Below are 25,969 nucleotides of genomic sequence, written 5' to 3' on the forward strand. Positions count from 1 at the left end.
GGCATACTATGTGTAATATTGACGACTCAATGATTTTAAACTACCGGCCTTTGACAGGCCGACACAGGATACCTGATAGTGGGTATCGAAGACAAAATGTTTTGAACGTTGTCCCTCGCAGTTGTTGTTTTGTACAAATTTTTTAAATTTTATATGTGAAGTTGAGGTAGGCCATGTCGACACCGGATAATCGCTCCGTAAATTTTTTTAGCTTATTTCGCCGGGGGCAGCACTACGCGAAGACGTGGCCGATGGAAAAACGGCTGGCGCCCGTTTTCGTCGAAAACCGCGTCATTCGTATGACGCGCTATGCCATACGATTTATGCCGCCTGTCGCCGTCTTTACATTATGCTGGCAGATAGCGCTGGGCGGTCAGTTAGGTCCGGCCGTGGCGACCGCCCTGTTCGCCCTGAGCTTGCCTATGCAGGGATTATGGTGGTTAGGGAAACGTTCCGTGACGCCATTGCCGCCTTCAATCCTTAACTGGTTTTACGAAGTTCGCGGTAAATTGCAGGAGGCTGGACAAGCGCTGGCGCCGGTAGAAGGAAAGCCGGATTACCAGGCATTAGCTGACACGCTTAAGCGCGCCTTCAAACAACTGGATAAAACTTTCCTGGATGATTTGTAATTGACCCCGGATTACGCATATAAAAGAAGGCATACCAATGCCTTCTTTTTTTCATCGCTATAGCGTGATACAGGAGTTCAAAATGGAAATGACCAACGCGCAACGTCTGATTTTGTCTAACCAGTACAAAATGATGACGATGCTCGATCCCACCAACGCCGAGCGTTACCGTCGCTTACAAACAATTATTGAACGCGGCTACGGCCTGCAGATGCGCGAGCTGGATCGCGAGTTTGGCGAGCTGACGGAAGAGACCTGTCGTACCATCATCGATATTATGGAGATGTACCATGCCCTGCACGTCTCCTGGACCAACCTCAAAGATACGCAAGCCATCGACGAACGTCGCGTCACCTTCCTGGGGTTTGACGCCGCGACAGAAGCGCGCTACCTCGGCTATGTCCGTTTTATGGTGAATATAGAAGGACGCTACACTCACTTTGACGCCGGGACACACGGCTTTAATGCCCAGACGCCGATGTGGGAAAAATACCAGCGGATGTTGAATGTCTGGCATGCCTGCCCGCGTCAGTACCACCTGAGCGCGAATGAAATCAATCAAATCATTAATGCCTGAGGAGGCTCGCGTGCAGTGTAAAGGTTTTCTGTTTGATCTGGATGGAACGTTGGTTGACTCATTACCTGCCGTTGAACGCGCGTGGTGTAGCTGGGCCGATCGTTTTAACCTTGCTCATGATGAGGTGCTGGGCTTTATTCATGGCAAACAGGCGATCACCTCGTTGCGGCATTTTATGGCGGGTAAATCGGAGGCGGAAATTGCCGCTGAGTTTACGCGCCTGGAGCAAATAGAAGCCACTGAAACCGCAGGGATCACCGCGCTGCCGGGGGCAGTCGATTTACTCAATCACCTGAATAAAGTGGGCATTCCGTGGGCTATCGTCACCTCCGGTTCAATGCCGGTCGCGCGTGCGCGCCATCAGGTCGCGGGCCTTCCAGCGCCAGAGGTGTTTGTCACCGCCGAACGAGTCAAACGCGGCAAACCGGAGCCGGATGCGTATTTGCTGGGCGCACAACTGCTTGGCCTGGCCCCTCAGGAGTGCGTCGTAGTAGAAGATGCCCCGGCTGGCGTGCTGTCCGGGCTGGCTGCGGGCTGCCACGTCATTGCGGTCAATGCGCCGGCCGACACGCCGCGTCTGGCGGATGTTGATTTTGCGTTGGATAGCCTGACGCAATTATCGGTCGCTAAACAACCAAACGGCGATGTGGTGGTGTTAAGAAAGACCTGATCATGATATCGCCCCGCTTTGGCGGGGCATATTTATGGCAGAATCGCGTTATCTTCTCATCTGACAAGGATATGTTGTGAACGGTGAATTGATTTGGGTTCTCTCTTTACTGGCGATTGCCGTCGTGTTGTTTGCGACGGGCAAAGTACGTATGGATGCGGTGGCTTTATTCGTCATTGTTGCTTTTGTCCTTAGCGGTACCTTGACCCTTCCGGAAGCCTTCTCCGGCTTTAGCGATCCGAATGTCATTCTTATCGCCGCCTTATTTATTATTGGCGACGGCCTCGTGCGCACCGGCGTTGCGACGGTGGTCGGTACCTGGCTGGTTAAAATGGCGGGCAGCAGTGAAATCAAAATGCTGGTTTTACTGATGATCACCGTCGCCGGACTTGGCGCTTTCATGAGTTCAACCGGCGTGGTGGCGATTTTTATCCCCGTTGTTCTTAGCGTTTCTATGCATATGCAGACCTCGCCTTCGCGCCTGATGATGCCGCTGAGTTTTGCCGGGCTTATCAGCGGAATGATGACGCTGGTGGCGACGCCGCCGAACCTGGTGGTTAACAGTGAACTGCTGCGTGAAGGCCTGCACGGGTTCAACTTTTTTAGCGTGACGCCGCTGGGGATAGTGGTGTTGGCGCTCGGCATTGTTTATATGCTGGTGATGCGCTTCATGCTAAAAGGCGATGCGCCCGGACAACAGGCCGGTAAGCGTCGCACTTTCCGCGATCTTATCCGCGAGTACCGTCTGACGGGGCGCGCTCGGCGTCTGGCGATTCGCCCCGGTTCGCCGATGGTGGGACAGCGGCTGGACGACCTTAAACTGCGCGAACGTTACGGCGCCAATGTCATCGGCGTTGAACGCTGGCGGCGCTTTCGGCGGGTTATCGTCAATGTGAACGGCGTATCGGAGTTTCGCGCTCGCGACGTTCTGCTGATTGATATGTCGGCGGCGGAGGTTGACCTCAGAGAGTTCTGCGCCGAGCAACTGCTGGAACCGATGGTATTGCGTGGAGAATATTTTTCCGATCAGGCGTTGGATGTTGGCATGGCGGAAATTTCGCTTATTCCGGAGTCTGAACTGATAGGCAAGTCGGTGCGTGAAATCGCCTTCCGTACACGTTACGGGCTGAATGTGGTCGGCCTGAAACGCGACGGCGTCGCGCTGGAAGGATCGCTGGCCGATGAACCGTTATTGATGGGCGATATCATTCTGGTTGTGGGGAACTGGAAGTTAATCAGCCTGCTGGGGCAAAAAGGCCGCGACTTTGTGGTGCTGAATATGCCGGTCGAGGTCAGCGAAGCCTCTCCTGCGCACAGCCAGGCGCCGCACGCCATTTTCTGCCTGGTACTGATGGTGGCGCTGATGTTGACCGATGAAATTCCCAACCCGATCGCGGCGATTATCGCCTGCCTGCTGATGGGAAAATTTCGCTGTATTGATGCTGAAAGCGCGTATAAAGCGATCCACTGGCCGAGTATTATCTTGATTGTGGGTATGATGCCGTTTGCGCTGGCGTTGCAAAAAACCGGCGGCGTCTCTCTGGTCGTGCAAGGGTTAATGGATATCGGCGGCGGCTATGGGCCGTATATGATGCTGGGATGCCTGTTCGTGCTGTGCGCCGTCATAGGACTGTTCATTTCTAACACGGCAACGGCGGTGCTGATGGCGCCGATTGCGCTGGCGGCGGCGAAATCGATGGGTGTGTCGCCCTATCCGTTTGCGATGGCGGTAGCGATGGCGGCATCCGCCGCCTTTATGACGCCGGTTTCATCGCCGGTCAATACTCTGGTTCTGGGGCCGGGAAACTATAGCTTTAGCGATTTTGTGAAGCTTGGCGTGCCGTTCACGCTTATTGTGATGGCGGTTTGTATTGTGATGATTCCAATGTTGTTTCCGTTTTAACCCAGGCTGGAAAAGGCCTGATGGCGCTACGCTTATCAGGCCTACGGGAAGAACGGTAGGCCGGATAAGTCGTTAGCCGCCATCCGGCAACTAAAGCGGTGAATCCTGGCTTATCTCGTCAAGAGAGAGATGGAAGCTTGGTACGAACACCGCCATAAAATAGTCCATCTCCTGGCTGCGACGTAATTCCAGCGTTTTTTCCAGCCGCGTTTTTGCCAGTCCAAACTCATTGTTTCCCGCTGAGAGCTCCTCCAGGCATTTCAGGTAGGCGCAAAGCGCATCGGCCTGTTTTACTATTGCCTGTTCTTCTTCGCTCCAGGCATTCTCATCAATAAGCGGTGCGAAAATATCGCGTAATTCATCCGGCGCCATATCAACCAGCTTTTGCTGGGCGATTTTTTCGATCGCTTTATATTCCTGGGCTATCTGGGAATTAAAATATTTTACCGGCGTCGGCAGATCGCCGGTCAGTACTTCCGAGGCATCATGATACATCGCCAGAAGCGCGATGCGTTCAGCATTGAGCTGACCGCCAAATTTACGGTTTTTTATCGCCGCCAACGCATGGGCGACCATCGCCACCTGCAGACTATGTTCGGAGACGTTTTCCGTACGCACGTTACGCATCAGCGGCCAGCGGTTAATCAACTTCATGCGGGAGAGATGGGCGAAAAAATGGCTCTGCTTCATAGATTACCTTTTGTTTTCACTGCGGCAGACTTCATTGTGCGGGGAGGGGGATGAAGATGCAATTCAGGCTACCGAAGTAGCCTGAATTTAAGATTATTGATGGTAACCTGAGAGGAAACGCCCAAAACGGTTGATGGCCATCTCCAGGTCATCTTCACGCGGTAGCGTCACAATGCGGAAGTGATCCGGCCACGGCCAGTTAAAGGCGGTACCTTGCACCAGCAGCACCTTTTCCTGTAGCAGGAAGTCCAGCACCATCTTCTGGTCGTCGTGAATATTAAAACGTTTAGCGTCGATCCTGGGGAACATGTACAACGCGCCGCGCGGTTTTACGCAGGAAACGCCGGGGATATCGTTAATCAACTCCCAGGCGCGGTTACGCTGTTCATACAGTCGACCGCCCGGCAGAATAAATTCGCTAATGCTTTGATAGCCGCCGAGCGCGGTCTGAATAGCATGTTGCGCCGGGACGTTGGCGCACAGGCGCATTGAGGCTAACATCTCCAGTCCTTCAATATAGCCCTTCGCATGTTTTTTCGGCCCGTTCAGCACCATCCAGCCCTGGCGGAAGCCGGCGACGCGATAGGTTTTAGACAACCCATTAAAGGTGATGGTCAGCAGATCAGGCGCCAGTGCGGCGATAGAGTGATGCTCGGCATCGTCATAGAGAATCTTGTCATAAATTTCATCGGCGAAGATGATGAGATTATGCTCGCGCGCAATGTTGACAATTTCCATCAACAATTCTTTAGAATAGACGGCGCCAGTAGGGTTGTTTGGATTAATAATGACAATACCACGCGTACGTGGGGTGATTTTGGCGCGGATATCGTCAAGGTCCGGGAACCAGTCGGAAGATTCATCGCAAAGATAATGTACCGCCTTGCCGCTGGAGAGCGATACCGCTGCTGTCCATAACGGATAATCGGGCGCGGGAACCAGCATTTCATCGCCACTGTTAAGCAACGCCTGCATCGCCTGAACGATCAGCTCGGAAACGCCGTTACCGATATAGATATCTTCCACGGTTACATCGCGCATTCCACGGGCCTGATAATGCTGCATAATCGCTTTACGGGCGGAATAAAGCCCTTTCGAGTCGCAATATCCTTGCGCCGTCGGCAAATTACGAATGACATCGACCAGAATTTCGTCCGGCGCTTCGAATCCGAAGGGGGCGGGGTTGCCGATATTCAGTTTAAGAACTTTATTACCTTCTTCCTCAAGGCGTTTCGCTTCTTTCAGAACGGGGCCACGAATGTCATAACAGACATTTTCGAGTTTGCTGGATTTTTCAATGGGGGACATGAATCTTGACCTTTTAGCTGTTATTGCCACTCCCTGCCGTGGAAGTCAGCACGAAACAATGTACTCCCACGACGGTGAGTTTTGAAGAGTGAACAGAAGAAGATTTTGTTTATTTTTAACGCGCTTTCGAACTGTTTAAAACTTCATAAAATCATTTAGTTAGATGTATTTTCTATTTTTGTCTGTATGTATGGTGTTTTGTTCTATATTATTGCGCGTAATGTGGTTTTTTATGTTGTCAGAAATTATCTGTTTTATGAGAGATAAGCATTCATCATTAGTGTCGCGTCGGCTATTTCGGAAATACTGAGTATTAAAGGTAAAATGAGAAGGTTAGACCTTTCCGGCGGCGGGGGGTGTGAAACTATTGTTAAGTATAATTAATGAATGGTAGAAATCTTAATTAATTATTATTTAATATTTAAAAAGCATTTACTAAAGTCGTAATAATATCTTTCTGGTCCGATTAGCATAACATATCCCAGGTTAAGATTATTCGTAATAATACTTATAAATATAGCGGTTTTAGGTTAAGATAATGATCCGAAACGGGGGCGTAGTCTGCGTTGTCTGCTAATTATCATGACGCGATTTTATACATAACCTATTGTTCAATATATTGTTTTTGTATCTGTGCGTCTCGGTAAACTATTTGACGCTGTTACAAGATTTACACGTCCATCATTAGCAGAAATCTGTAGACGCCTAAAGGTATGACACATTCTCTTTGATATATCCCGATCAGTTGCATTTGGTATTATATCAGTAAGTAAGAGAAGTGTTTTGGTCGTATTTTCAATTACATTCTAACATTTACCTGGGTAACCAGGCGGTACTGCGAAGGATGCACATTACAAATGGAATTGCTTGTTTCTGAATGCACAGCATTAACCAGGTCAGCCCGATATGACCCGCCAGTAAGTGAAAAATTATGATAAATGCAAATCGTCCGATAATTAACCTCGATCTCGATCTGCTGAGAACGTTCGTGGCCGTTGCCGATCTGAACACCTTCGCCGCGGCGGCGGCGGCGGTATGTCGTACTCAGTCTGCGGTCAGTCAGCAAATGCAGCGTCTTGAGCAACTCGTGGGAAAGGAATTGTTCGCCCGCCATGGCCGTAACAAACTTTTGACCGAACACGGTATCCAGCTTCTGGGGTACGCCAGAAAAATCCTGCGTTTTAATGATGAGGCGTGTTCATCATTAATGTTCAGTAATCTTCAGGGAGTGTTAACAATCGGCGCTTCTGATGAATCAGCTGATACTATCCTGCCTTTTTTGCTTAGCCGAATCAGCTCGGTTTATCCGAAACTCGCGCTTGATGTACGGGTAAAACGCAACGCCTATATGGTGGACATGGTTAAATCGCAGGAAGTAGATTTGGTGGTGACGACTAACCAACCTCATTCGCTGGACTGTCTGAATTTGCGGACCTCGCCCACCCATTGGTATTGTGCGGCTGAGTATGTTTTGCAAAGGGGAGAGCCCGTACCACTAGTCCTGCTGGACGATCCCAGTCCATTCCGCGATATGGTGCTGGAGACGCTAAATGCAGCGGGTATTCCCTGGCGGCTGGCCTATGTGGCGTCTACATTACCGGCGGTACGCGCGGCCGTTAAAGCCGGTCTTGGCGTAACGGCTCGACCTGTCGAAATGATGAGTCCCGACCTTCGCGTGCTGGGCGCCGCAGACGGATTACCGCCTTTGCCGGATACGGAATATCTGTTGTGCCGCGATCCCAATAGCCAGAACGAGCTGGCGATGGTGATTTTCCATGCGATGGAAAGCTATCAAAACCCATGGCATTACAACCAGTTTTCTGCAGAGGGCGGAGATGATCCGCTGATGGTGGAAGGGGGTTTTGAGTAGCTCGCAGGCAAAAGGCGCTAAGTCGTAAATGTAAAAAAGAGCCGCTGGCGATGAAAAAACGCTCAGTGGCTCTTTTTTTGTGCCCATCTGTACGCGCTTAACCGCACAAATTGTAAAAGTTGCGGTAAATCAGCCAGTAGCGATTCGCAGTTCAATGTGGGCAAAAAATAACCAGAACATCCATTTTATGAATTTGCATGTTAAAAAACTAGAGAAATTGTTGCTGTTTTAGGGGGTGAATTAACAAAAGCGTGTCACAGATCAAGAAAATACTCCCATTTAGGGGGAGGCATCTTCACAAATTCCTGTCAAAATAGGTGTGTGTTATTTCTTTTGCTTCACAACGGACACGATTCAACAACATAAAATCCCCCCTGGTCGAAGAGTCATTTTCTCCAGGATGGCACTTAATGTTAATGATGATGAATTGATGTAAATTAATGTGAAGGAACTTTTGTTAAAGTTGACAAAAGGTTATAGAAAGGAGTAAAAAACCACATCAATTAGCTGTTTTTATCATTTTCTACAGTAATTGTAGGGTTTTTTTTATTCCTCCCCATGAATCGATGTGGCGTCCATCTGCCGTAAAGAGCAGAGAAACTGGCGCTACTTTTGATGAGTAAGCAATGAGTATGTCAACATCCACTGAAGTCATCGCTCATCACTGGGCATTCGCTATCTTTCTTATCGTTGCCATTGGCCTGTGCTGCCTGATGCTGGTAGGCGGTTGGTTTTTGGGCGGTCGCGCACGCGCGAGGCACAAGAACGTTCCGTTTGAATCAGGTATCGACTCGGTCGGCACCGCCCGCTTACGCCTGTCTGCCAAGTTTTACCTGGTAGCCATGTTCTTCGTTATCTTCGACGTTGAAGCGCTGTATCTGTTCGCATGGTCAACTTCTATCCGCGAAAGCGGCTGGGTTGGCTTTGTGGAAGCTGCAATTTTTATTTTTGTGTTACTGGCTGGTCTGGTTTATCTGGCGCGTATTGGCGCGTTGGACTGGACGCCCGCGCGTTCACGCCGCGAGCGTATGAACCCGGAAACGAACAGTATCGCTAATCGTCAACGCTAACCGCGAGGCATTAAGATGGATTATACGCTCACCCGCATAGATCCTAACGGTGAGAATGACCGTTACCCCCTGCAAAAACAGGAGATCGTAACCGACCCCCTGGAGCAGGAAGTTAACAAAAACGTGTTCATGGGCAAACTGCATGACATGGTTAACTGGGGCCGTAAAAACTCAATTTGGCCCTACAACTTCGGCCTTTCTTGCTGCTATGTAGAGATGGTGACCTCTTTTACCGCAGTGCATGACGTTGCCCGTTTCGGCGCGGAAGTGCTGCGTGCGTCGCCACGTCAGGCTGACCTGATGGTGGTGGCCGGTACCTGCTTTACCAAAATGGCCCCGGTTATTCAGCGTCTGTATGACCAAATGCTGGAGCCAAAATGGGTCATTTCTATGGGCGCCTGCGCCAACTCCGGCGGCATGTACGATATTTATTCGGTAGTGCAGGGCGTTGATAAGTTCATCCCGGTGGATGTGTATATCCCTGGCTGTCCGCCGCGTCCGGAAGCGTATATGCAGGCGTTGATGCTGCTGCAAGAATCGATTGGCAAAGAGCGCCGTCCGCTCTCATGGGTGGTGGGCGATCAGGGCGTGTATCGCGCCAATATGCAGCCAGAACGCGAACGTAAACGCGGCGAGCGTATTGCCGTCACGAACCTGCGTACCCCGGACGAGATTTAATTTGCGCCTGTCGGCAGCAGCACTTCACTTCGCTAACCACTATTTTAATAGCGCGAAGCACTGCCGACCACCACGGACCATTTGCAATGGTGAACAATATGACCGACTTAACCGCGCAAGACGCTGCATGGAGTACCCGCGATCATCTTGATGATCCGGTTATCGGCGAACTGCGCAACCGTTTTGGGCCGGATGCCTTTACCGTTCAGGCGACCCGCACCGGTATCCCCGTTGTTTGGGTCAAGCGTGAACAACTACTGGAGGTTGGCGATTTCTTAAAGAAACTGCCGAAACCTTACGTCATGCTGTTTGACTTACACGGCATGGATGAACGCCTGCGTACGCACCGTGACGGGTTACCCGCCGCGGATTTTTCCGTTTTCTACCACCTGATTTCCATTGAGCGTAATCGCGATATCATGCTCAAGGTGGCGTTGTCTGAAAACGACCTGCGCGTGCCGACCTTCACTAAACTTTTCCCTAACGCCAACTGGTACGAGCGTGAGACCTGGGAGATGTTTGGTATTGATATCGAAGGCCACCCGCACCTGACGCGCATCATGATGCCGCAAACCTGGGAAGGCCATCCGCTGCGTAAAGATTATCCGGCGCGCGCGACCGAATTCGACCCGTTTGAGCTGACCAAAGCCAAGCAGGATCTGGAAATGGAAGCGCTGACCTTTAAGCCGGAAGACTGGGGGATGAAGCGCGGGACTGACAACGAGGACTTTATGTTCCTCAACCTCGGCCCGAACCACCCGTCTGCGCACGGTGCGTTTCGTATTATCCTGCAACTTGACGGTGAAGAAATCGTCGACTGCGTGCCGGATATCGGCTATCACCACCGCGGCGCCGAAAAAATGGGCGAGCGCCAGTCCTGGCATAGCTACATTCCCTATACCGACCGTATCGAATACCTCGGTGGTTGCGTCAATGAAATGCCGTACGTGCTGGCGGTAGAAAAGTTGGCAGGGATCACCGTCCCGGATCGTGTGAACGTCATCCGCGTGATGCTCTCCGAACTGTTCCGCATTAACAGTCATCTGCTGTACATCTCGACCTTTATTCAGGACGTCGGCGCGATGACGCCGGTCTTCTTTGCCTTTACCGACCGGCAGAAAATTTATGACCTGGTGGAAGCCATTACCGGTTTCCGTATGCACCCGGCCTGGTTCCGTATCGGCGGCGTCGCGCACGACTTGCCGCGCGGTTGGGATCGCCTGCTGCGAGAGTTCCTTGAGTGGATGCCGAAGCGTCTGGATTCTTACGAGAAAGCCGCGCTGCGTAACACTATTCTGAAAGGGCGTTCGCAGGGCGTTGCCGCTTACGGCGCGAAAGAGGCGCTGGAGTGGGGCACCACCGGCGCAGGGCTGCGCGCGACCGGGATCGACTTCGACGTACGTAAATGGCGTCCATACTCTGGCTACGAAAACTTTGACTTTGAAGTGCCGGTGGGCGGCGGCGTTTCCGACTGCTATACCCGCGTGATGCTGAAAGTGGAAGAGCTGCGCCAGAGTCTGCGCATTCTTCAGCAGTGCCTCGATAACATGCCGGAAGGGCCGTTCAAAGCGGATCACCCGCTGACCACGCCGCCGCCGAAAGAGCGCACGCTGCAACATATCGAAACCCTGATCACCCACTTCCTGCAGGTCTCCTGGGGCCCGGTGATGCCGGCGCAGGAGTCCTTCCAGATGGTGGAAGCGACGAAGGGGATTAACAGTTACTACCTGACCAGCGACGGCAGCACTATGAGCTACCGTACCCGCGTGCGCACGCCGAGCTTTGCGCACCTGCAGCAGATTCCCTCGGCGATCCGCGGTAGCCTGGTCTCCGACCTGATTGTCTATCTGGGTAGTATCGATTTTGTTATGTCAGATGTGGACCGCTAATTATGCACGAGAATCAACAACCACAAACCGAGGCTTTTGAGCTGAGTGCGGCAGAGCGTGAAGCGATAGAGCACGAGAAGCACCACTACGAAGACCCGCGTGCGGCGTCCATTGAAGCGCTGAAAATAGTTCAGAAGCAGCGTGGCTGGGTGCCGGACGGCGCGATCTACGCTATTGCCGATGTGTTGGGTATTCCGGCGAGCGACGTCGAAGGCGTCGCCACATTCTACAGCCAGATCTTCCGTCAGCCGGTCGGTCGCCACGTGATTCGCTACTGCGACAGCGTGGTGTGCCATATCACCGGCTATCAGGGGATTCAGGCCGCGCTGGAAAAAAATCTCAACATCAAACCGGGGCAGACGACCTTTGATGGTCGCTTTACGCTGCTGCCGACCTGCTGCCTGGGGAATTGCGATAAAGGGCCGAACATGATGATTGATGAGGATACTCACAGCCATCTGACCCCGGAAGCCATTCCTGAACTACTGGAGCGGTATAAATGAAAAACGTTATCCGTACTCCCGAAACCCATCCGCTGACCTGGCGTCTGCGCGATGACAAACAGCCGGTCTGGCTGGATGAATATCGTAGCAAAAACGGCTACGAAGGCGCGCGTAAGGCGCTGACCGGCCTGTCTCCGGATGAAATCGTCAGCCAGGTAAAAGACGCCGGTCTGAAAGGGCGCGGCGGCGCGGGCTTTTCCACCGGTCTGAAGTGGAGCCTGATGCCGAAAGATGAATCCATGAACATCCGTTACCTGCTGTGTAACGCCGATGAAATGGAACCGGGCACCTATAAAGACCGTCTGCTGATGGAACAGCTGCCGCACCTGCTGGTGGAAGGCATGCTGATCTCCGCGTTCGCGCTGAAAGCGTATCGCGGCTACATCTTCCTGCGCGGCGAATATATCGAAGCGGCTGTACATCTGCGCCGTGCGATTGCTGAAGCCACCGAGGCCGGGCTGCTTGGCAAAAATATCATGGGCACCGGGTTCGACTTTGAACTGTTTGTCCACACCGGGGCAGGGCGTTACATCTGTGGTGAAGAAACGGCGCTGATTAACTCCCTCGAAGGCCGCCGCGCGAACCCACGCTCCAAGCCGCCCTTCCCGGCGACCTCCGGCGTATGGGGCAAACCGACCTGTGTGAATAACGTCGAAACGTTGTGCAACGTCCCGGCAATCCTCGCCAACGGCGTGGAGTGGTACCAGAACATCTCGAAAAGCAAAGATGCGGGTACCAAGCTGATGGGCTTCTCGGGCCGCGTGAAGAATCCGGGCCTGTGGGAATTACCGTTCGGCACCACCGCGCGCGAGATCCTTGAAGACTACGCGGGCGGTATGCGCGATGGCCTGAAATTCAAAGCCTGGCAACCGGGCGGGGCGGGAACCGACTTCCTGACCGAGGCGCATCTTGACCTGCCGATGGAGTTCGAAAGTATCGGTAAAGCAGGCAGCCGTTTGGGCACTGCGCTGGCGATGGCGGTAGACCACGAAATCGGCATGGTATCGCTGGTGCGTAACCTGGAAGAGTTCTTTGCCCGCGAATCCTGCGGCTGGTGTACGCCATGCCGCGACGGGCTGCCGTGGAGCGTGAAAATTCTGCGCGCGCTGGAGCGTGGCGAAGGCCAGCCGGGGGATATCGAGACACTTGAGCAACTGTGTCGTTTCCTCGGACCGGGTAAAACCTTCTGCGCGCATGCGCCGGGCGCGGTTGAGCCACTGCAAAGCGCAATTAAGTATTTCCGCGAAGAATTCGAAGCTGGCATCAAGCAGCCGTTCAGCAATACCCATTTAATCAATGGTATTCAGCCGAACCTGCTCAAAGAGCGCTGGTGAGTTAACGATTTTTAATTTGGAAGCATGCTAATGGCTACGATTCATGTAGACGGCAAAGAATACGAGGTCAACGGCGCGGACAACCTGCTACAGGCATGTCTGTCCCTCGGCCTTGATATTCCGTATTTTTGCTGGCACCCGGCGCTGGGAAGCGTCGGTGCTTGCCGCCAGTGTGCGGTGAAGCAATACCAAAACGCGGAAGATACGCGTGGTCGCCTGGTGATGTCCTGTATGACGCCAGCCACCGACGGTACCTTTATCTCTATTGACGACGAAGAAGCGAAACAGTTCCGTGAAAGCGTGGTGGAGTGGCTGATGACTAACCACCCGCACGACTGTCCGGTTTGTGAAGAGGGCGGTAACTGCCATCTTCAGGATATGACCGTGATGACGGGTCACAGTTTCCGTCGTTACCGTTTCACCAAACGTACCCACCGCAACCAGGATCTGGGGCCGTTCATCTCGCACGAAATGAACCGCTGCATCGCCTGCTACCGCTGTGTGCGTTACTACAAAGATTATGCCGACGGCACCGATCTGGGCGTCTATGGCGCGCATGACAACGTCTACTTCGGGCGTCCGGAAGATGGTACGCTGGAAAGCGAATTCTCCGGTAACCTGGTCGAGATTTGCCCGACCGGCGTCTTCACCGATAAAACGCACTCCGAGCGTTACAACCGTAAATGGGACATGCAGTTTGCGCCGAGCATCTGCCAGCAGTGTTCCATCGGCTGTAACATCAGCCCGGGCGAGCGCTATGGCGAATTACGCCGTATCGAAAACCGTTACAACGGTACCGTTAACCACTACTTCCTCTGCGACCGCGGTCGTTTCGGCTATGGCTATGTGAACCTGAAAGACCGTCCGCGTCAGCCGGTTCAGCGCCGCGGCGATGACTTTATTACTCTCAACGCCGAGCAGGCGATGCAGGGCGCGGCGGATATTCTGCGCCAGTCGAAGAAAGTGATCGGTATCGGTTCGCCACGCGCCAGCATTGAGAGCAACTTTGCGCTGCGTGAGCTGGTTGGTGCGGAAAACTTCTACACCGGTATCGCGCGCGGCGAGCAGGAACGTCTGCAACTGGCGCTGAAAGTGCTGCGTGAAGGCGGCATTTACACCCCGGCGCTGCGGGAAATCGAATCTTATGACGCGGTACTGGTATTGGGCGAAGACGTTACCCAGACCGGCGCGCGCGTTGCGCTGGCGGTACGTCAGGCGGTGAAGGGTAAAGCGCGTGAAATGGCGGCGGCGCAGAAAGTGGCCGACTGGCAGATTGCGGCCATCCTTAACATCGGCCAGCGTGCCAAACATCCGCTGTTCGTGACCAACGTGGACGACACCCGTCTGGATGATATCGCCGCCTGGACCTATCGCGCGCCGGTGGAAGATCAGGCGCGCCTGGGCTTTGCGATTGCTCATGCGCTGGACAACACAGCGCCTGCGGTTGACGGTATCGACAGCGACTTACAAAACAAAATTGATGTCATTGTGCAGGCGTTGGCCGGCGCGAAAAAACCGCTGATTATCTCCGGCACTAACGCCGGTAGCAGTGAGGTGATTCAGGCGGCCGCCAACGTGGCGAAAGCGCTGAAAGGCCGTGGCGCCGACGTCGGTATTACTATGATTGCCCGCTCCGTGAACAGCATGGGGCTGGGTATGATGGGCGGCGGTTCGCTTGACGATGCGTTGGGCGAGCTGGAAACCGGCAGCGCGGACGCGGTGGTGGTGCTGGAAAACGATCTCCACCGTCATGCAAGCGCTACGCGCGTGAACGCCGCGCTCGCCAAAGCGCCGCTGGTGATGGTGGTTGACCATCAGCGCACGGCGATTATGGAAAACGCGCATCTGGTGCTTTCCGCGGCAAGCTTCGCCGAAAGCGATGGTACGGTCATCAACAACGAAGGCCGCGCGCAGCGCTTCTTCCAGGTTTATGATCCGGCCTACTACGATAACAAGACGATTATGCTGGAAAGCTGGCGCTGGCTGCATTCGCTGCACAGCACCGTCGAAAACCGCGAAGTGGACTGGACTCAGCTTGACCACGTGATCGACGCGGTCATTGCCGCCATGCCGCAATTTGCCGGCATTAAGGACGCCGCGCCGGATGCGACCTTCCGCATTCGTGGGCAGAAGCTGGCGCGCGAACCGCATCGTTACAGCGGTCGTACGGCGATGCGCGCCAATATCAGCGTGCATGAACCACGTCAGCCGCAGGATAAAGACACCATGTTCGCCTTCTCGATGGAAGGGAATAACCAACCGACTGCCCCGCGATCTGAAATTCCGTTCGCCTGGGCGCCGGGCTGGAACTCCCCGCAGGCGTGGAACAAATTCCAGGATGAAGTGGGCGGCAAACTGCGTCACGGCGATCCGGGCGTGCGTTTGATTGAAGCGACTGAGGGCGGTCTGGATTATTTCACTACCGTGCCGGCAAGCTTCCAGGCGCAGGACGGTCAGTGGCGTATTGCGCCGTATTACCACCTGTTTGGCAGCGACGAATTGTCTCAGCGTTCTCCGGTCTTCCAGAGCCGTATGCCGCAGCCGTATATCAAACTTAACCCGGCGGATGCCGCGAAGTTGGGCGTCAATGCCGGGACGCGCGTCTCCTTTAGCTACGATGGCAATACGGTGACGCTGCCGGTTGAAATCTCTGAAGGGTTAGCGGCAGGGCAGGTAGGGCTGCCGATGGGTATGCCTGGCATCGCGCCGGTTCTGGCTGGCGCGCGTCTTGAAGATCTGCGGGAGGCGCAACAATGAGTTGGATTACACCGGATCTGATTGAGATCCTGCTGAGCATTCTCAAAGCGGTGGTGATTCTGCTGGTGGTCGTCACCTGCGGGGCCTTCATGAGCTTTGGCGAACGTCGTCTGCTGGGTCTGTTCCAGAACCGTTATGGACCAAACCGCGTTGGCTGGGGCGGCTCGCTCCAGCTGGTCGCGGATATGATCAAGATGTTCTTTAAAGAAGACTGGATCCCGAAATTCTCGGATCGCGTCATCTTTACCCTGGCGCCGATGATCGCGTTTACTTCGCTGCTGCTCTCCTTCGCCATTGTGCCGGTTAGCCCTAATTGGGTGGTGGCCGATTTAAACATCGGGATTCTGTTCTTCCTGATGATGGCCGGTCTGGCGGTTTATGCGGTACTGTTCGCCGGGTGGTCGAGTAACAACAAATACTCGCTGCTCGGCGCGATGCGCGCGTCTGCCCAGACGGTGAGCTACGAAGTGTTTCTTGGTCTTTCCCTGATGGGCGTAGTGGCGCAGGCCGGTTCATTTAATATGACCGATATCGTCAATAACCAGGCGCATCTGTGGAACGTGATTCCGCAATTCTTTGGGTTTGTTACTTTCGCCATCGCGGGCGTAGCGGTCTGTCACCGTCACCCGTTTGACCAGCCGGAAGCCGAGCAGGAACTGGCGGACGGTTACCACATCGAATATTCCGGTATGAAATTCGGTCTGTTCTTCGTGGGGGAGTACATCGGTATCGTCACCGTTTCCGCGCTGATGGTAACGCTGTTCTTCGGTGGCTGGCATGGCCCGTTCTTACCGCCATTCGTCTGGTTCGCGCTGAAAACCGCGTTCTTCATGATGATGTTCATTTTGATTCGTGCGTCGTTACCGCGTCCGCGTTATGACCAGGTAATGTCCTTCGGCTGGAAAGTTTGCCTGCCGCTGACGCTCATCAACTTGCTGGTAACGGCGGCTGTCATTCTGTGGCAGGCGCAATAAGGGACACAAAGACCATGACCTTAAAAGAATTATTAGTAGGTTTCGGCACTCAGGTACGCAGTATCTGGATGATCGGCCTGCATGCGTTCGCCAAACGCGAAACGCGGATGTATCCGGAAGAGCCGGTCTATTTACCGCCCCGTTACCGTGGTCGTATCGTGCTCACGCGCGACCCGGACGGTGAAGAGCGCTGCGTTGCCTGTAACCTGTGCGCGGTAGCCTGTCCGGTAGGCTGTATCTCTCTGCAAAAAGCGGAGACCAAAGATGGCCGCTGGTATCCGGAATTTTTCCGCATTAACTTCTCACGCTGCATCTTCTGCGGCCTGTGCGAAGAAGCGTGCCCGACCACGGCGATTCAGTTGACCCCGGACTTCGAACTGGGCGAATACAAACGTCAGGATCTGGTGTACGAAAAAGAGGATCTGCTGATTTCCGGTCCGGGCAAATACCCGGAATATAACTTCTACCGGATGGCGGGTATGGCAATCGACGGCAAAGATAAAGGCGAAGCAGAGAACGAAGCCAAGCCTATCGACGTCAAGAGCCTGTTACCGTAAGGAGAGGGCAATGGAATTCGCTTTTTATATCTGTGGCCTGATAGCCATCCTCGCGACCCTGCGAGTGATCACCCATACCAATCCGGTACACGCGCTGTTGTATCTGGTGATATCGCTACTGGCGATTTCCGGGGTGTTCTTTTCGCTGGGCGCTTACTTTGCCGGTGCGCTGGAAATTATCGTCTACGCGGGTGCCATCATGGTGCTGTTTGTGTTCGTGGTGATGATGCTCAACCTCGGCGGCAGCGAAATCGAACAGGAACGCCAGTGGCTGAAGCCGCAGGTGTGGATTGGTCCGGCGGTTTTGTCGGCCATTATGCTGGCGGTCATTGTGTACGCCATTCTGGGCGTTAACGACCAGGGCATCGACGGCACGCCGATTAGCGCGAAAGCGGTGGGCATTACGCTGTTCGGGCCTTATGTTCTGGCGGTCGAACTGGCGTCTATGCTGCTGCTGGCAGGCCTGGTGGTGGCGTTCCACGTCGGTCGTGAAGAGCGTGCGGGCGAAGTGCTAAGCAACCGCACCGATGACCGCGCGAAAAGAAAAACGGAGGAGCGCGCATGATCCCCTTAACACATGGACTGATCCTCGCTGCGATTTTATTCGTCCTGGGTTTAACCGGTCTGGTTATCCGCCGCAATCTGCTGTTTATGCTGATCGGGCTGGAAATCATGATTAACGCCTCCGCGCTGGCCTTTGTGGTCGCCGGGAGCTACTGGGGCCAGACCGATGGTCAGGTGATGTACATTCTCGCCATCAGCCTTGCGGCTGCGGAAGCGAGTATTGGACTTGCACTGTTGCTGCAACTCCATCGCCGTCGCCAGAACCTGAACATCGATTCAGTAAGTGAGATGCGTGGATGAACATGCTTGCCTTAACCATTATTCTGCCATTGATTGGCTTTGTACTGCTGGCGTTCTCTCGCGGACGCTGGTCGGAAAATCTCTCCGCGACCATTGGCGTGGGCTCCGTTGGTCTGGCGGCGTTGGTGACAGCGTTTGTCGGGATGGATTTCTTCGCCAACGGCAAACAGGCGTTCAGCCAGCCGCTGTGGACGTGGATGTCGGTCGGTAACTTCAACATCGGTTTTAATTTGGTGCTGGACGGCCTGTCGCTGACCATGCTCTCTGTGGTCACCGGCGTCGGCTTCCTGATCCACATGTTCGCGTCCTGGTACATGCGTGGGGAAGAGGGCTACTCTCGCTTCTTCGCTTATACCAACCTGTTTATCGCCAGCATGGTTGTTCTGGTGCTGTCCGATAACCTGCTGTTGATGTACCTCGGCTGGGAAGGCGTGGGCCTGTGCTCTTATCTGTTGATCGGCTTCTATTACAGCGATCCGAAGAATGGCGCAGCGGCAATGAAAGCCTTCGTGGTGACCCGTGTCGGTGACGTGTTCCTCGCCTTCGCGCTGTTCATTCTCTACAACGAACTGGGCACGCTGAACTTCCGCGAAATGGTCGAGCTGGCGCCAGCGCACTTTGCTGACGGCAACAACATGCTGATGTGGGCGACGCTGATGCTGCTGGGCGGCGCGGTCGGTAAATCTGCGCAGCTACCGTTGCAGACCTGGCTTGCCGACGCGATGGCCGGTCCGACGCCGGTCTCCGCGCTGATCCACGCCGCCACCATGGTGACCGCCGGTGTCTACCTGATCGCTCGTACCCATGGTCTGTTCCTGATGACCCCGGAAATTCTGCATCTGGTGGGCATTATCGGGGCGATTACGCTGGTAATGGCAGGTTTCGCCGCGCTGGTGCAGACCGACATCAAACGCGTGCTGGCCTATTCCACCATGAGCCAGATTGGCTACATGTTCCTGGCGCTTGGCGTGCAGGCGTGGGATGCGGCGATTTTCCACCTGATGACGCACGCCTTCTTTAAAGCGCTGCTGTTCCTGGCCTCCGGCTCGGTAATTCTGGCCTGCCATCACGAACAGAACATCTTTAAGATGGGCGGTCTGCGTAAGTCCATTCCGCTGGTGTATGCCTGCTTCCTGGTGGGGGGCGCGGCGCTGTCGGCGCTGCCGCTGGTCACTGCGGGCTTCTTCAGTAAGGATGAGATTCTGGCCGGGGCGATGGCGAACGGTCATATCAATCTGATGGTGGCGGGTCTGGTCGGCGCGTTCATGACCTCGCTGTACACCTTCCGGATGATTTTCATCGTATTCCACGGTAAAGAACAAATTCATGCTCATGCAGGGAAGGGGATTACCCACCATCTGCCGCTGATTGTCCTGATGATTCTGTCTACCTTTGTTGGTGCGCTGATTGTGCCGCCATTGCAGGGGGTGCTGCCGCAGACAACTGAACTGGCGCATGGTCGTGTGTTGACCCTGGAAATTACCTCTGGCGTAGTGGCGATTGCCGGCATCCTGATTGCCGCATGGCTGTGGCTGGGTAAACGCACGCTGGTGACGTCGATCGCCAACAGCGCGCCGGGCCGTCTGCTGGGCACCTGGTGGTATAACGCCTGGGGCTTTGACTGGCTGTACGACAAAGTATTCGTCAAGCCATTCCTCGGTATCACCTGGCTGCTGAAGCGCGACCCGCTTAATGCGTTGATGAACATTCCGGCTATCCTTTCCCGTTTTGCAGGCAAAGGCCTGGTACTGAGCGAGAACGGTTATTTGCGCTGGTATGTGGCATCCATGAGCATCGGCGCGGTTGTGGTGCTGGCGCTGTTGATGGTACTGCGTTGATCGTAAAGTGAATTTTATCCAAATTCGTTGAAAATCAGGCCTCTGTCAGAGGCCTTAAAAAGGAATAAAAATCGCCATGTTACTACCCTGGCTAATATTGATTCCCTTTATCGGCGGCTTTCTGTGCTGGCAGACCGAACGCTTTGGCGTGAAGGTGCCGCGCTGGATAGCGCTGATTACCATGGGGCTGACGCTGGCGCTCGGTCTGCAATTGTGGTTGCAGGGCGGCTACTCACTGACGCAATCCGCCGGTATTCCTCAGTGGCAATCTGAATTTGTCCTGCCGTGGATCCCGCGTTTTGGCATCTCTATCCATCTGGCGCTCGACGGACTGTCGCTGCTAATGGTGGTGCTGACCGGCCTGCTCGGCGTTCTGGCGGTGCTTTGCTCCTGGCGAGAAATCGAAAAATATCAGGGCTTCTTCCACCTGAACCTGATGTGGATCTTAGGCGGCGTTATCGGCGTGTTCCTGGCCATCGACATGTTCCTGTTTTTCTTCTTCTGGGAAATGATGCTGGTGCCGATGTACTTCCTGATAGCGCTGTGGGGCCACAAAGCCTCTGACGGGAAAACGCGTATCACGGCGGCGACCAAGTTCTTCATCTACACCCAGGCGAGTGGTCTGGTGATGCTGATTGCCATCCTGGCGCTGGTCTTTGTGCACTACAACGCGACCGGCGTGTGGACCTTCAATTATGAAGAGCTGCTGAACACGCCGATGTCCCACGGTGTGGAATATCTGCTGATGCTGGGCTTCTTCATCGCCTTCGCGGTGAAAATGCCGGTGGTTCCGCTGCACGGCTGGCTGCCGGATGCGCACTCCCAGGCGCCGACCGCCGGCTCCGTCGACCTGGCCGGTATCTTGCTGAAAACCGCCGCTTACGGTCTGCTGCGTTTCTCCCTGCCATTGTTCCCGAACGCGTCGGCGGAGTTTGCGCCTATCGCCATGTGGCTTGGCGTTATCGGCATTTTCTACGGCGCGTGGATGGCCTTTACCCAATACGACATCAAGCGCCTGATTGCTTATACCTCCGTTTCCCACATGGGCTTCGTGCTGATCGCTATCTACACCGGCAGTCAGCTGGCGTACCAGGGCGCGGTGATTCAGATGATTGCGCACGGTTTGTCCGCAGCCGGTCTGTTCATTCTGTGTGGCCAGTTGTACGAACGTCTGCATACGCGTGACATGCGTATGATGGGCGGCCTGTGGGGCAAGATGAAGTGGTTGCCTGCGCTGTCCATGTTCTTTGCGGTGGCGACGCTCGGTATGCCGGGCACCGGTAACTTCGTTGGCGAATTTATGATTCTGTTCGGCAGCTACCAGGTGGTGCCGATGATTACCGTGATCTCCACCTTTGGGCTGGTATTCGCCTCTGTATACTCGCTGGCGATGCTGCATCGCGCTTACTTCGGTAAAGCGAAGAGCCAGATTGCCAGCCAGGAACTGCCAGGGATGTCGCTGCGCGAGCTGTTTATCATTCTGTTGCTGGTGGTGCTTCTGGTACTGCTTGGCTTCTATCCGCAGCCGATTCTGGATACCTCGCATTCTGCGATGAGCAACATCCAGCAGTGGTTTGTTAATTCCGTTACTACTACAAGGCCGTAAATCGCCATGACAATAACTCCACAACACCTGATTGCGCTGCTACCGCTGCTGATCGTCGGCTTGACGGTGGTGGTTGTGATGCTCTCCATTGCGTGGCGACGCAATCACTTCCTCAATGCCACGCTGTCGGTCATTGGGCTTAACGCTGCTCTGGTTTCGCTTTGGTTTGTCGGCCAGGCTGGGGCAATGGACGTCACGCCGCTAATGCGCGTTGACGGCTTTGCGATGCTCTACACCGGGCTGGTGCTGCTGGCGAGCCTCGCCACCTGTACCTTTGCCTACCCGTGGCTGGAAGGCTATAACGATAACCAGGAAGAGTTCTACCTGCTGGTGTTAATCGCCAGCCTGGGCGGAATTCTGCTGGCGAACGCTAACCATCTGGCGGCGCTGTTCCTTGGTATTGAACTGATCTCGCTGCCGCTGTTCGGCCTGATTGGTTATGCTTTCCGCCAGAAACGCTCGCTGGAAGCCAGTATCAAATACACCATCCTCTCCGCCGCCGCCTCGTCTTTCCTGCTGTTCGGGATGGCGCTGGTGTACGCGCAGTCCGGCAACCTGTCTTTCGAAGCGCTCGGTAAGAGCCTCGGCGATGGTATGCTGCACGAGCCGTTGCTGCTGGCGGGCTTTGGCCTGATGATTGTCGGTCTGGGCTTTAAACTCTCTCTGGTGCCGTTCCACCTGTGGACGCCAGACGTTTATCAGGGCGCGCCTGCGCCGGTTTCCACCTTCCTGGCGACGGCGAGCAAAATTGCTATCTTCGGCGTGGTGATGCGTCTGTTCCTCTATGCGCCGGTAGGCGATAGCGAAGCGGTACGCGTGGTGCTGGGCATTATCGCCTTTGCCTCTATCATCTTCGGTAACCTGATGGCGCTGAGCCAGACCAACATCAAACGTCTGCTCGGTTACTCTTCTATTTCTCACCTCGGCTATCTGCTGGTGGCGCTGATTGCCCTGCAGAGCGGCGAGATGTCGATGGAAGCGGTAGGCGTTTACCTGGCCGGTTATCTGTTCAGCAGCCTCGGCGCGTTTGGCGTGGTCAGCCTGATGTCCAGCCCGTTCCGCGGCCCGGATGCGGATTCTCTGTACTCTTACCGTGGTCTATTCTGGCACCGCCCGGTTCTTGCCGCGGTGATGACGGTGATGATGCTGTCGCTGGCAGGTATCCCGATGACGCTGGGCTTTATCGGCAAATTCTACGTGCTGGCGGTCGGCGTTCAGGCCAGCCTGTGGTGGCTGGTCGCCGCCGTGGTGGTGGGTTCCGCGATTGGTTTGTACTACTACCTGCGCGTTGCGGTGAGTCTCTACCTGCACGCGCCGCAGCAACCGGGACGCGACGCGCCGACAAACTGGCAGTACAGCGCAGGCGGTATCGTGGTGCTGATCTCCGCGTTGCTGGTGTTGGTACTGGGCGTCTGGCCGCAGCCGCTGATTAGCCTTGTGCAACTGGCGATGCCGCTGATGTAATGCCGCGTTGATGATGTCAATAACCGCCGATTTATCGGCGGTTGAGGCTGATGAGCAATACCTGAGCCTCTAAATGTTGGATTGCATCCAACTTATGAAAACCTGTGACGCATAGAGACCATAGACTCGTTGGGTGAGGCGTAGCCGAAACCCAACACTTTTTCAACGAACACAGAACCAGATGCCGGATAAGGCGTAGTCGCCATCCGGCATCAACGTTGTATTAGTGGCGTAGGTTGGGTGGAGCGAAGCTAACCCAAATTCATACCCAACACGTCCCGACGAACGAAGAGCCGGATGTTGGGCGGTTCCGTAAGCGCCAGCGGTTTCATATGGGTAATTCACAATAATTGTCGAAGTGTTAAACATATGGCCCATTACTCCGCTATAAAAATTATAACGTGACTGTCATTTCTCAGGCATCGCTGATAAAAACTCAGCAGTTTGTCCATTTCTTGCATCAGGCAGTGGAACAACTCTCCCAACTGTTTTCGTGACCCGTTTCCCGGATAAATGTCTATCTCATCGACTTCAATGGGAAAAATTTGATCTGAAGCGTATTTCTGTCAGCGTTTTTCAGGGCGTCCGATCGCGCTCACTTCATTATTTCATGTGACGGCGGCATATAATATCTTTCCATCAATAACGTGAGTGTCGGCACGGCTTAATGGATTGCTGTTTGGTAGGTTGTAAAAGGAAGTATCGGCGAGGGCACAGTGCAGATAGTCCCCCATCTTATATATTCACTTTTGGTAAATCGGTCACCTGTAAATAGTGTTCTTCACGCAGAATCTGTGGGTCGAACGCCAGCAACTGATTAAGCCGTTCATCTTAAACGTAAATATTATTTACCTCAAAAATATAATTATCTTTTTTATTATTGGTGGCTATTAACGCAGGTAAAATTATTTTCTACTTTCGTCATGCTGATAATAAAAGTAAAGCGGAATATAATGCAGGACATCTGCAGAGAATTACCCGAATATAATTGAAAAGGAATTTGTATGCTTAACGGAAAAACATTAATGCTGTTGTTGGGTGGGGTTATTCTCTCGGGCTGTGGGCCGGAGCCCTCCGACCCGCAGGGAAATAATCCGGCTGAGTTAAAACAGAAGCGGACTATCCAGAAAGAAAATAGCGCTCAGGCCGGGGATGACACTGTCCAGAAAAGACAAGCCGAGGCCGCCCAACAGGCTGCGAAAAAAGCAGCCGAATATGCTGAAGCCAAAGCCCTGGCAGATGCCAAAGCGGCATCTCTGGCAACAGCCGAAGCACCGCAATATGTAATGCAGACACGTGCCGCGGCACCAAAAGCGTTCGCTGCACAAGGCGGTAATGTAATGGGAACCGCGCGTTACGAACACTACGATGAAAATCCGATTAAACAGGTAAGTCAGGCGCCGCTCGCCACGTTTAGTCTGGATGTAGACACTGGCAGCTACGCTAACGTGCGGCGCTTTCTGAATCAGGGACAACTGCCGCCGCCGGAAGCCGTGCGGGTAGAAGAGATGCTCAACTACTTTCCCGCCCCTCAGCCCGTTGCGGATAAGCAGGATAACACTAAACCCATTGTGGCCTGTATACCGATGCCATTTGCGGTAAAATACGAACTGGCTCCCTCGCCGTGGAACGCGCAGCGTACGCTATTAAAAGTTGATGTTCAGGCCCGGGACATGCAGACCAGAGATCCACCACCTGCCAACCTGGTTTTTCTCATTGATACTTCCGGCTCTATGCAGCCAGCGGAACGCCTGCCGTTGATCCGGTCGGCGCTAAAACTGCTGGTGAACGATCTGCGTGCGCAGGATAACATCACGATTGTGACCTACGCGGGCGGCACTCACGTCGCGCTGGCGTCTACAGCGGGAAATAACACAACCGCGATTAAAGCGGCAATTGATAATCTGGATGCTTACGGGAGTACCGGTGGTGAAGCGGGATTACGACTAGCCTACGAGCAGGCCGAAAAAGGGTTTATCAAAGGCGGCGTTAACCGCATTTTGTTGACCACCGACGGTGATTTTAACCTCGGTATTACCGATCCCAAAGACATCGAAGCGCTGGTAAAAAAAGAGCGCGAGAAAGGTATTACCTTATCTACGCTGGGCGTCGGCGATGACAATTTCAACGAAGCCATGATGGTGAGAATTGCTGATGTGGGTAACGGCAATTACAGCTACATCGACTCCCTCTCCGAGGCGCAAAAAGTCCTCAAGGATGAGATGCATCAAACGCTGGTCACCGTTGCCAAAGATGTAAAATCGCAAATCGAATTTAATCCGCAGTGGGTGACTGAGTACCGGCAGATTGGTTATGAAAAACGCCAACTGCGCGACGAGGATTTCAATAACGATAAGGTTGATGCGGGTGATATCGGCGCGGGTAAACACGTCACGCTATTCTTTGAACTAACGCTTAACGGGCAGAAAGCCTCGGTGGATAAACTGCGCTACGCTCAGGACAAAGCCGCCTCAAAGCCAACAAAATCAAGCGAGCTGGCGTGGATCAAATTGCGCTGGAAAGCGCCGCAGGGCAGCGAAAGTACATTAGCCGAGTTCCCGGTCGTTATGGGAAAGATGCCGAGCTTTGCTGACGCCTCTGAAGATTTTCGTTTCCGCGCGGCGGTAGCGGCTTTCGGGCAAAAACTGCGTGGCTCAGAAACGCTGGCAGATACAACCTGGCCGCAAATTATTAAATGGGGTGAACAGGCGCGCGGGGAAGATAAACAAGGCTATCGCGCGGAGTTTATTAAACTGGTAAAACTGGCGGAAGGCTTGTCTCACTAAGC

The 25,969-nt window shown here is 54.0% G+C and carries 23 protein-coding genes; 20 read left to right on the forward strand and 3 right to left on the reverse strand.

Features of this window, described 5'->3' with window-relative positions; all coding sequences use genetic code 11:
• Positions 1-173 precede the first annotated feature (173 nt).
• From yfbV to J4650_RS10240, 4 genes are all read left to right on the forward strand, one after another.
• Positions 174-629 (forward strand): terminus macrodomain insulation protein YfbV, encoded by a 456-nt coding sequence (gene yfbV / locus J4650_RS10225; RefSeq protein WP_000106617.1) that lies wholly within the window; start codon positions 174-176, stop codon positions 627-629.
• Positions 630-711: 82 nt separating this feature from the next.
• The gene (locus J4650_RS10230) at positions 712-1,206 is read left to right on the forward strand and encodes a YfbU family protein (RefSeq protein WP_000426135.1); all 495 of its coding nucleotides are present in this window, start codon (positions 712-714) and stop codon (positions 1,204-1,206) included.
• Positions 1,199-1,876 carry a sugar phosphatase gene (locus J4650_RS10235; protein WP_014343872.1) on the forward strand — a complete coding sequence of 226 codons (678 nt, stop codon included), beginning with the start codon at positions 1,199-1,201 and terminating at the stop codon, positions 1,874-1,876. The genes J4650_RS10230 and J4650_RS10235 overlap by 8 nt, the downstream gene beginning before the upstream one ends.
• Before the next feature lie 76 nt (positions 1,877-1,952).
• Entirely contained in the window at positions 1,953-3,779 is a 1,827-nt protein-coding gene (locus tag J4650_RS10240; RefSeq protein ID WP_001012856.1) for an SLC13 family permease, read from the forward strand.
• A gap of 90 nt (positions 3,780-3,869) precedes the next feature.
• Here J4650_RS10240 and yfbR read toward each other — a convergent pair whose 3' ends face one another.
• Both yfbR and alaA read right to left on the reverse strand, forming a co-directional pair.
• Positions 3,870-4,469, reverse strand: coding sequence for a 5'-deoxynucleotidase (yfbR, locus tag J4650_RS10245; RefSeq protein ID WP_000813882.1), 600 nt, complete (start codon positions 4,467-4,469; stop codon positions 3,870-3,872).
• Between the two features lie 93 nt (positions 4,470-4,562).
• A complete protein-coding gene (gene alaA, locus J4650_RS10250) occupies positions 4,563-5,777 on the reverse strand; it encodes an alanine transaminase AlaA (RefSeq protein WP_000074540.1) in 1,215 nt (404 codons plus the stop codon).
• A 931-nt stretch (positions 5,778-6,708) separates the two neighbouring features.
• Between alaA and lrhA the strand changes: the two genes are divergently transcribed.
• From lrhA to nuoN, 15 genes are all read left to right on the forward strand, one after another.
• A complete protein-coding gene (gene lrhA, locus J4650_RS10255) occupies positions 6,709-7,647 on the forward strand; it encodes a transcriptional regulator LrhA (protein WP_000606288.1) in 939 nt (312 codons plus the stop codon).
• A 79-nt stretch (positions 7,648-7,726) separates the two neighbouring features.
• Complete coding sequence (locus J4650_RS10260; protein ID WP_001522276.1) at positions 7,727-7,879, forward strand: hypothetical protein; 153 nt, start codon at positions 7,727-7,729, stop codon at positions 7,877-7,879.
• 394 nt (positions 7,880-8,273) lie between these two features.
• Complete coding sequence (nuoA, locus tag J4650_RS10265) at positions 8,274-8,717, forward strand: NADH-quinone oxidoreductase subunit NuoA (protein ID WP_000062993.1); 444 nt, start codon at positions 8,274-8,276, stop codon at positions 8,715-8,717.
• Between the two features lie 15 nt (positions 8,718-8,732).
• Entirely contained in the window at positions 8,733-9,395 is a 663-nt protein-coding gene (gene nuoB / locus J4650_RS10270) for an NADH-quinone oxidoreductase subunit NuoB (RefSeq protein ID WP_000386728.1), read from the forward strand.
• An 86-nt stretch (positions 9,396-9,481) separates the two neighbouring features.
• Positions 9,482-11,284: an NADH-quinone oxidoreductase subunit C/D gene (gene nuoC / locus J4650_RS10275; RefSeq protein WP_000247855.1), complete on the forward strand. Its 1,803-nt coding sequence runs from the start codon at positions 9,482-9,484 to the stop codon at positions 11,282-11,284.
• A 2-nt stretch (positions 11,285-11,286) separates the two neighbouring features.
• Complete coding sequence (gene nuoE, locus J4650_RS10280; RefSeq protein WP_000545038.1) at positions 11,287-11,787, forward strand: NADH-quinone oxidoreductase subunit NuoE; 501 nt, start codon at positions 11,287-11,289, stop codon at positions 11,785-11,787.
• The gene (gene nuoF, locus J4650_RS10285; protein WP_000800048.1) at positions 11,784-13,121 is read left to right on the forward strand and encodes an NADH-quinone oxidoreductase subunit NuoF; all 1,338 of its coding nucleotides are present in this window, start codon (positions 11,784-11,786) and stop codon (positions 13,119-13,121) included. Before nuoE ends, nuoF begins: the two co-directional genes overlap by 4 nt.
• 30 nt (positions 13,122-13,151) lie before the next feature.
• A complete protein-coding gene (gene nuoG, locus J4650_RS10290; RefSeq protein WP_001518099.1) occupies positions 13,152-15,878 on the forward strand; it encodes an NADH-quinone oxidoreductase subunit NuoG in 2,727 nt (908 codons plus the stop codon).
• A complete protein-coding gene (gene nuoH, locus J4650_RS10295; protein WP_000118515.1) occupies positions 15,875-16,852 on the forward strand; it encodes an NADH-quinone oxidoreductase subunit NuoH in 978 nt (325 codons plus the stop codon). The genes nuoG and nuoH overlap by 4 nt, the downstream gene beginning before the upstream one ends.
• Before the next feature lie 14 nt (positions 16,853-16,866).
• Positions 16,867-17,409 carry an NADH-quinone oxidoreductase subunit NuoI gene (nuoI, locus tag J4650_RS10300; protein ID WP_000172747.1) on the forward strand — a complete coding sequence of 181 codons (543 nt, stop codon included), beginning with the start codon at positions 16,867-16,869 and terminating at the stop codon, positions 17,407-17,409.
• Between the two features lie 10 nt (positions 17,410-17,419).
• Positions 17,420-17,974 carry an NADH-quinone oxidoreductase subunit J gene (nuoJ, locus tag J4650_RS10305; RefSeq protein WP_000393524.1) on the forward strand — a complete coding sequence of 185 codons (555 nt, stop codon included), beginning with the start codon at positions 17,420-17,422 and terminating at the stop codon, positions 17,972-17,974.
• Positions 17,971-18,273: an NADH-quinone oxidoreductase subunit NuoK gene (nuoK, locus tag J4650_RS10310; RefSeq protein ID WP_000612687.1), complete on the forward strand. Its 303-nt coding sequence runs from the start codon at positions 17,971-17,973 to the stop codon at positions 18,271-18,273. Before nuoJ ends, nuoK begins: the two co-directional genes overlap by 4 nt.
• Positions 18,270-20,111 carry an NADH-quinone oxidoreductase subunit L gene (gene nuoL, locus J4650_RS10315; protein ID WP_023993413.1) on the forward strand — a complete coding sequence of 614 codons (1,842 nt, stop codon included), beginning with the start codon at positions 18,270-18,272 and terminating at the stop codon, positions 20,109-20,111. Before nuoK ends, nuoL begins: the two co-directional genes overlap by 4 nt.
• A 76-nt stretch (positions 20,112-20,187) precedes the next feature.
• Complete coding sequence (gene nuoM, locus J4650_RS10320) at positions 20,188-21,717, forward strand: NADH-quinone oxidoreductase subunit M (protein WP_000926428.1); 1,530 nt, start codon at positions 20,188-20,190, stop codon at positions 21,715-21,717.
• A gap of 6 nt (positions 21,718-21,723) precedes the next feature.
• Positions 21,724-23,181: an NADH-quinone oxidoreductase subunit NuoN gene (gene nuoN, locus J4650_RS10325; RefSeq protein ID WP_000156667.1), complete on the forward strand. Its 1,458-nt coding sequence runs from the start codon at positions 21,724-21,726 to the stop codon at positions 23,179-23,181.
• Between the two features lie 377 nt (positions 23,182-23,558).
• Here nuoN and J4650_RS10330 read toward each other — a convergent pair whose 3' ends face one another.
• Positions 23,559-23,726, reverse strand: coding sequence for a DUF1877 family protein (locus tag J4650_RS10330; protein ID WP_223149278.1), 168 nt, complete (start codon positions 23,724-23,726; stop codon positions 23,559-23,561).
• 459 nt (positions 23,727-24,185) lie between these two features.
• Here J4650_RS10330 and J4650_RS10335 point away from each other — a divergent pair, with 459 nt between their 5' ends.
• The gene (locus J4650_RS10335; RefSeq protein WP_023993412.1) at positions 24,186-25,967 is read left to right on the forward strand and encodes a VWA domain-containing protein; all 1,782 of its coding nucleotides are present in this window, start codon (positions 24,186-24,188) and stop codon (positions 25,965-25,967) included.
• Positions 25,968-25,969 lie beyond the last annotated feature (2 nt).

Source organism: Salmonella sp. 32120201201600049SM, from assembly GCF_017572835.1.
Lineage (GTDB): Bacteria > Pseudomonadota > Gammaproteobacteria > Enterobacterales > Enterobacteriaceae > Salmonella > Salmonella enterica.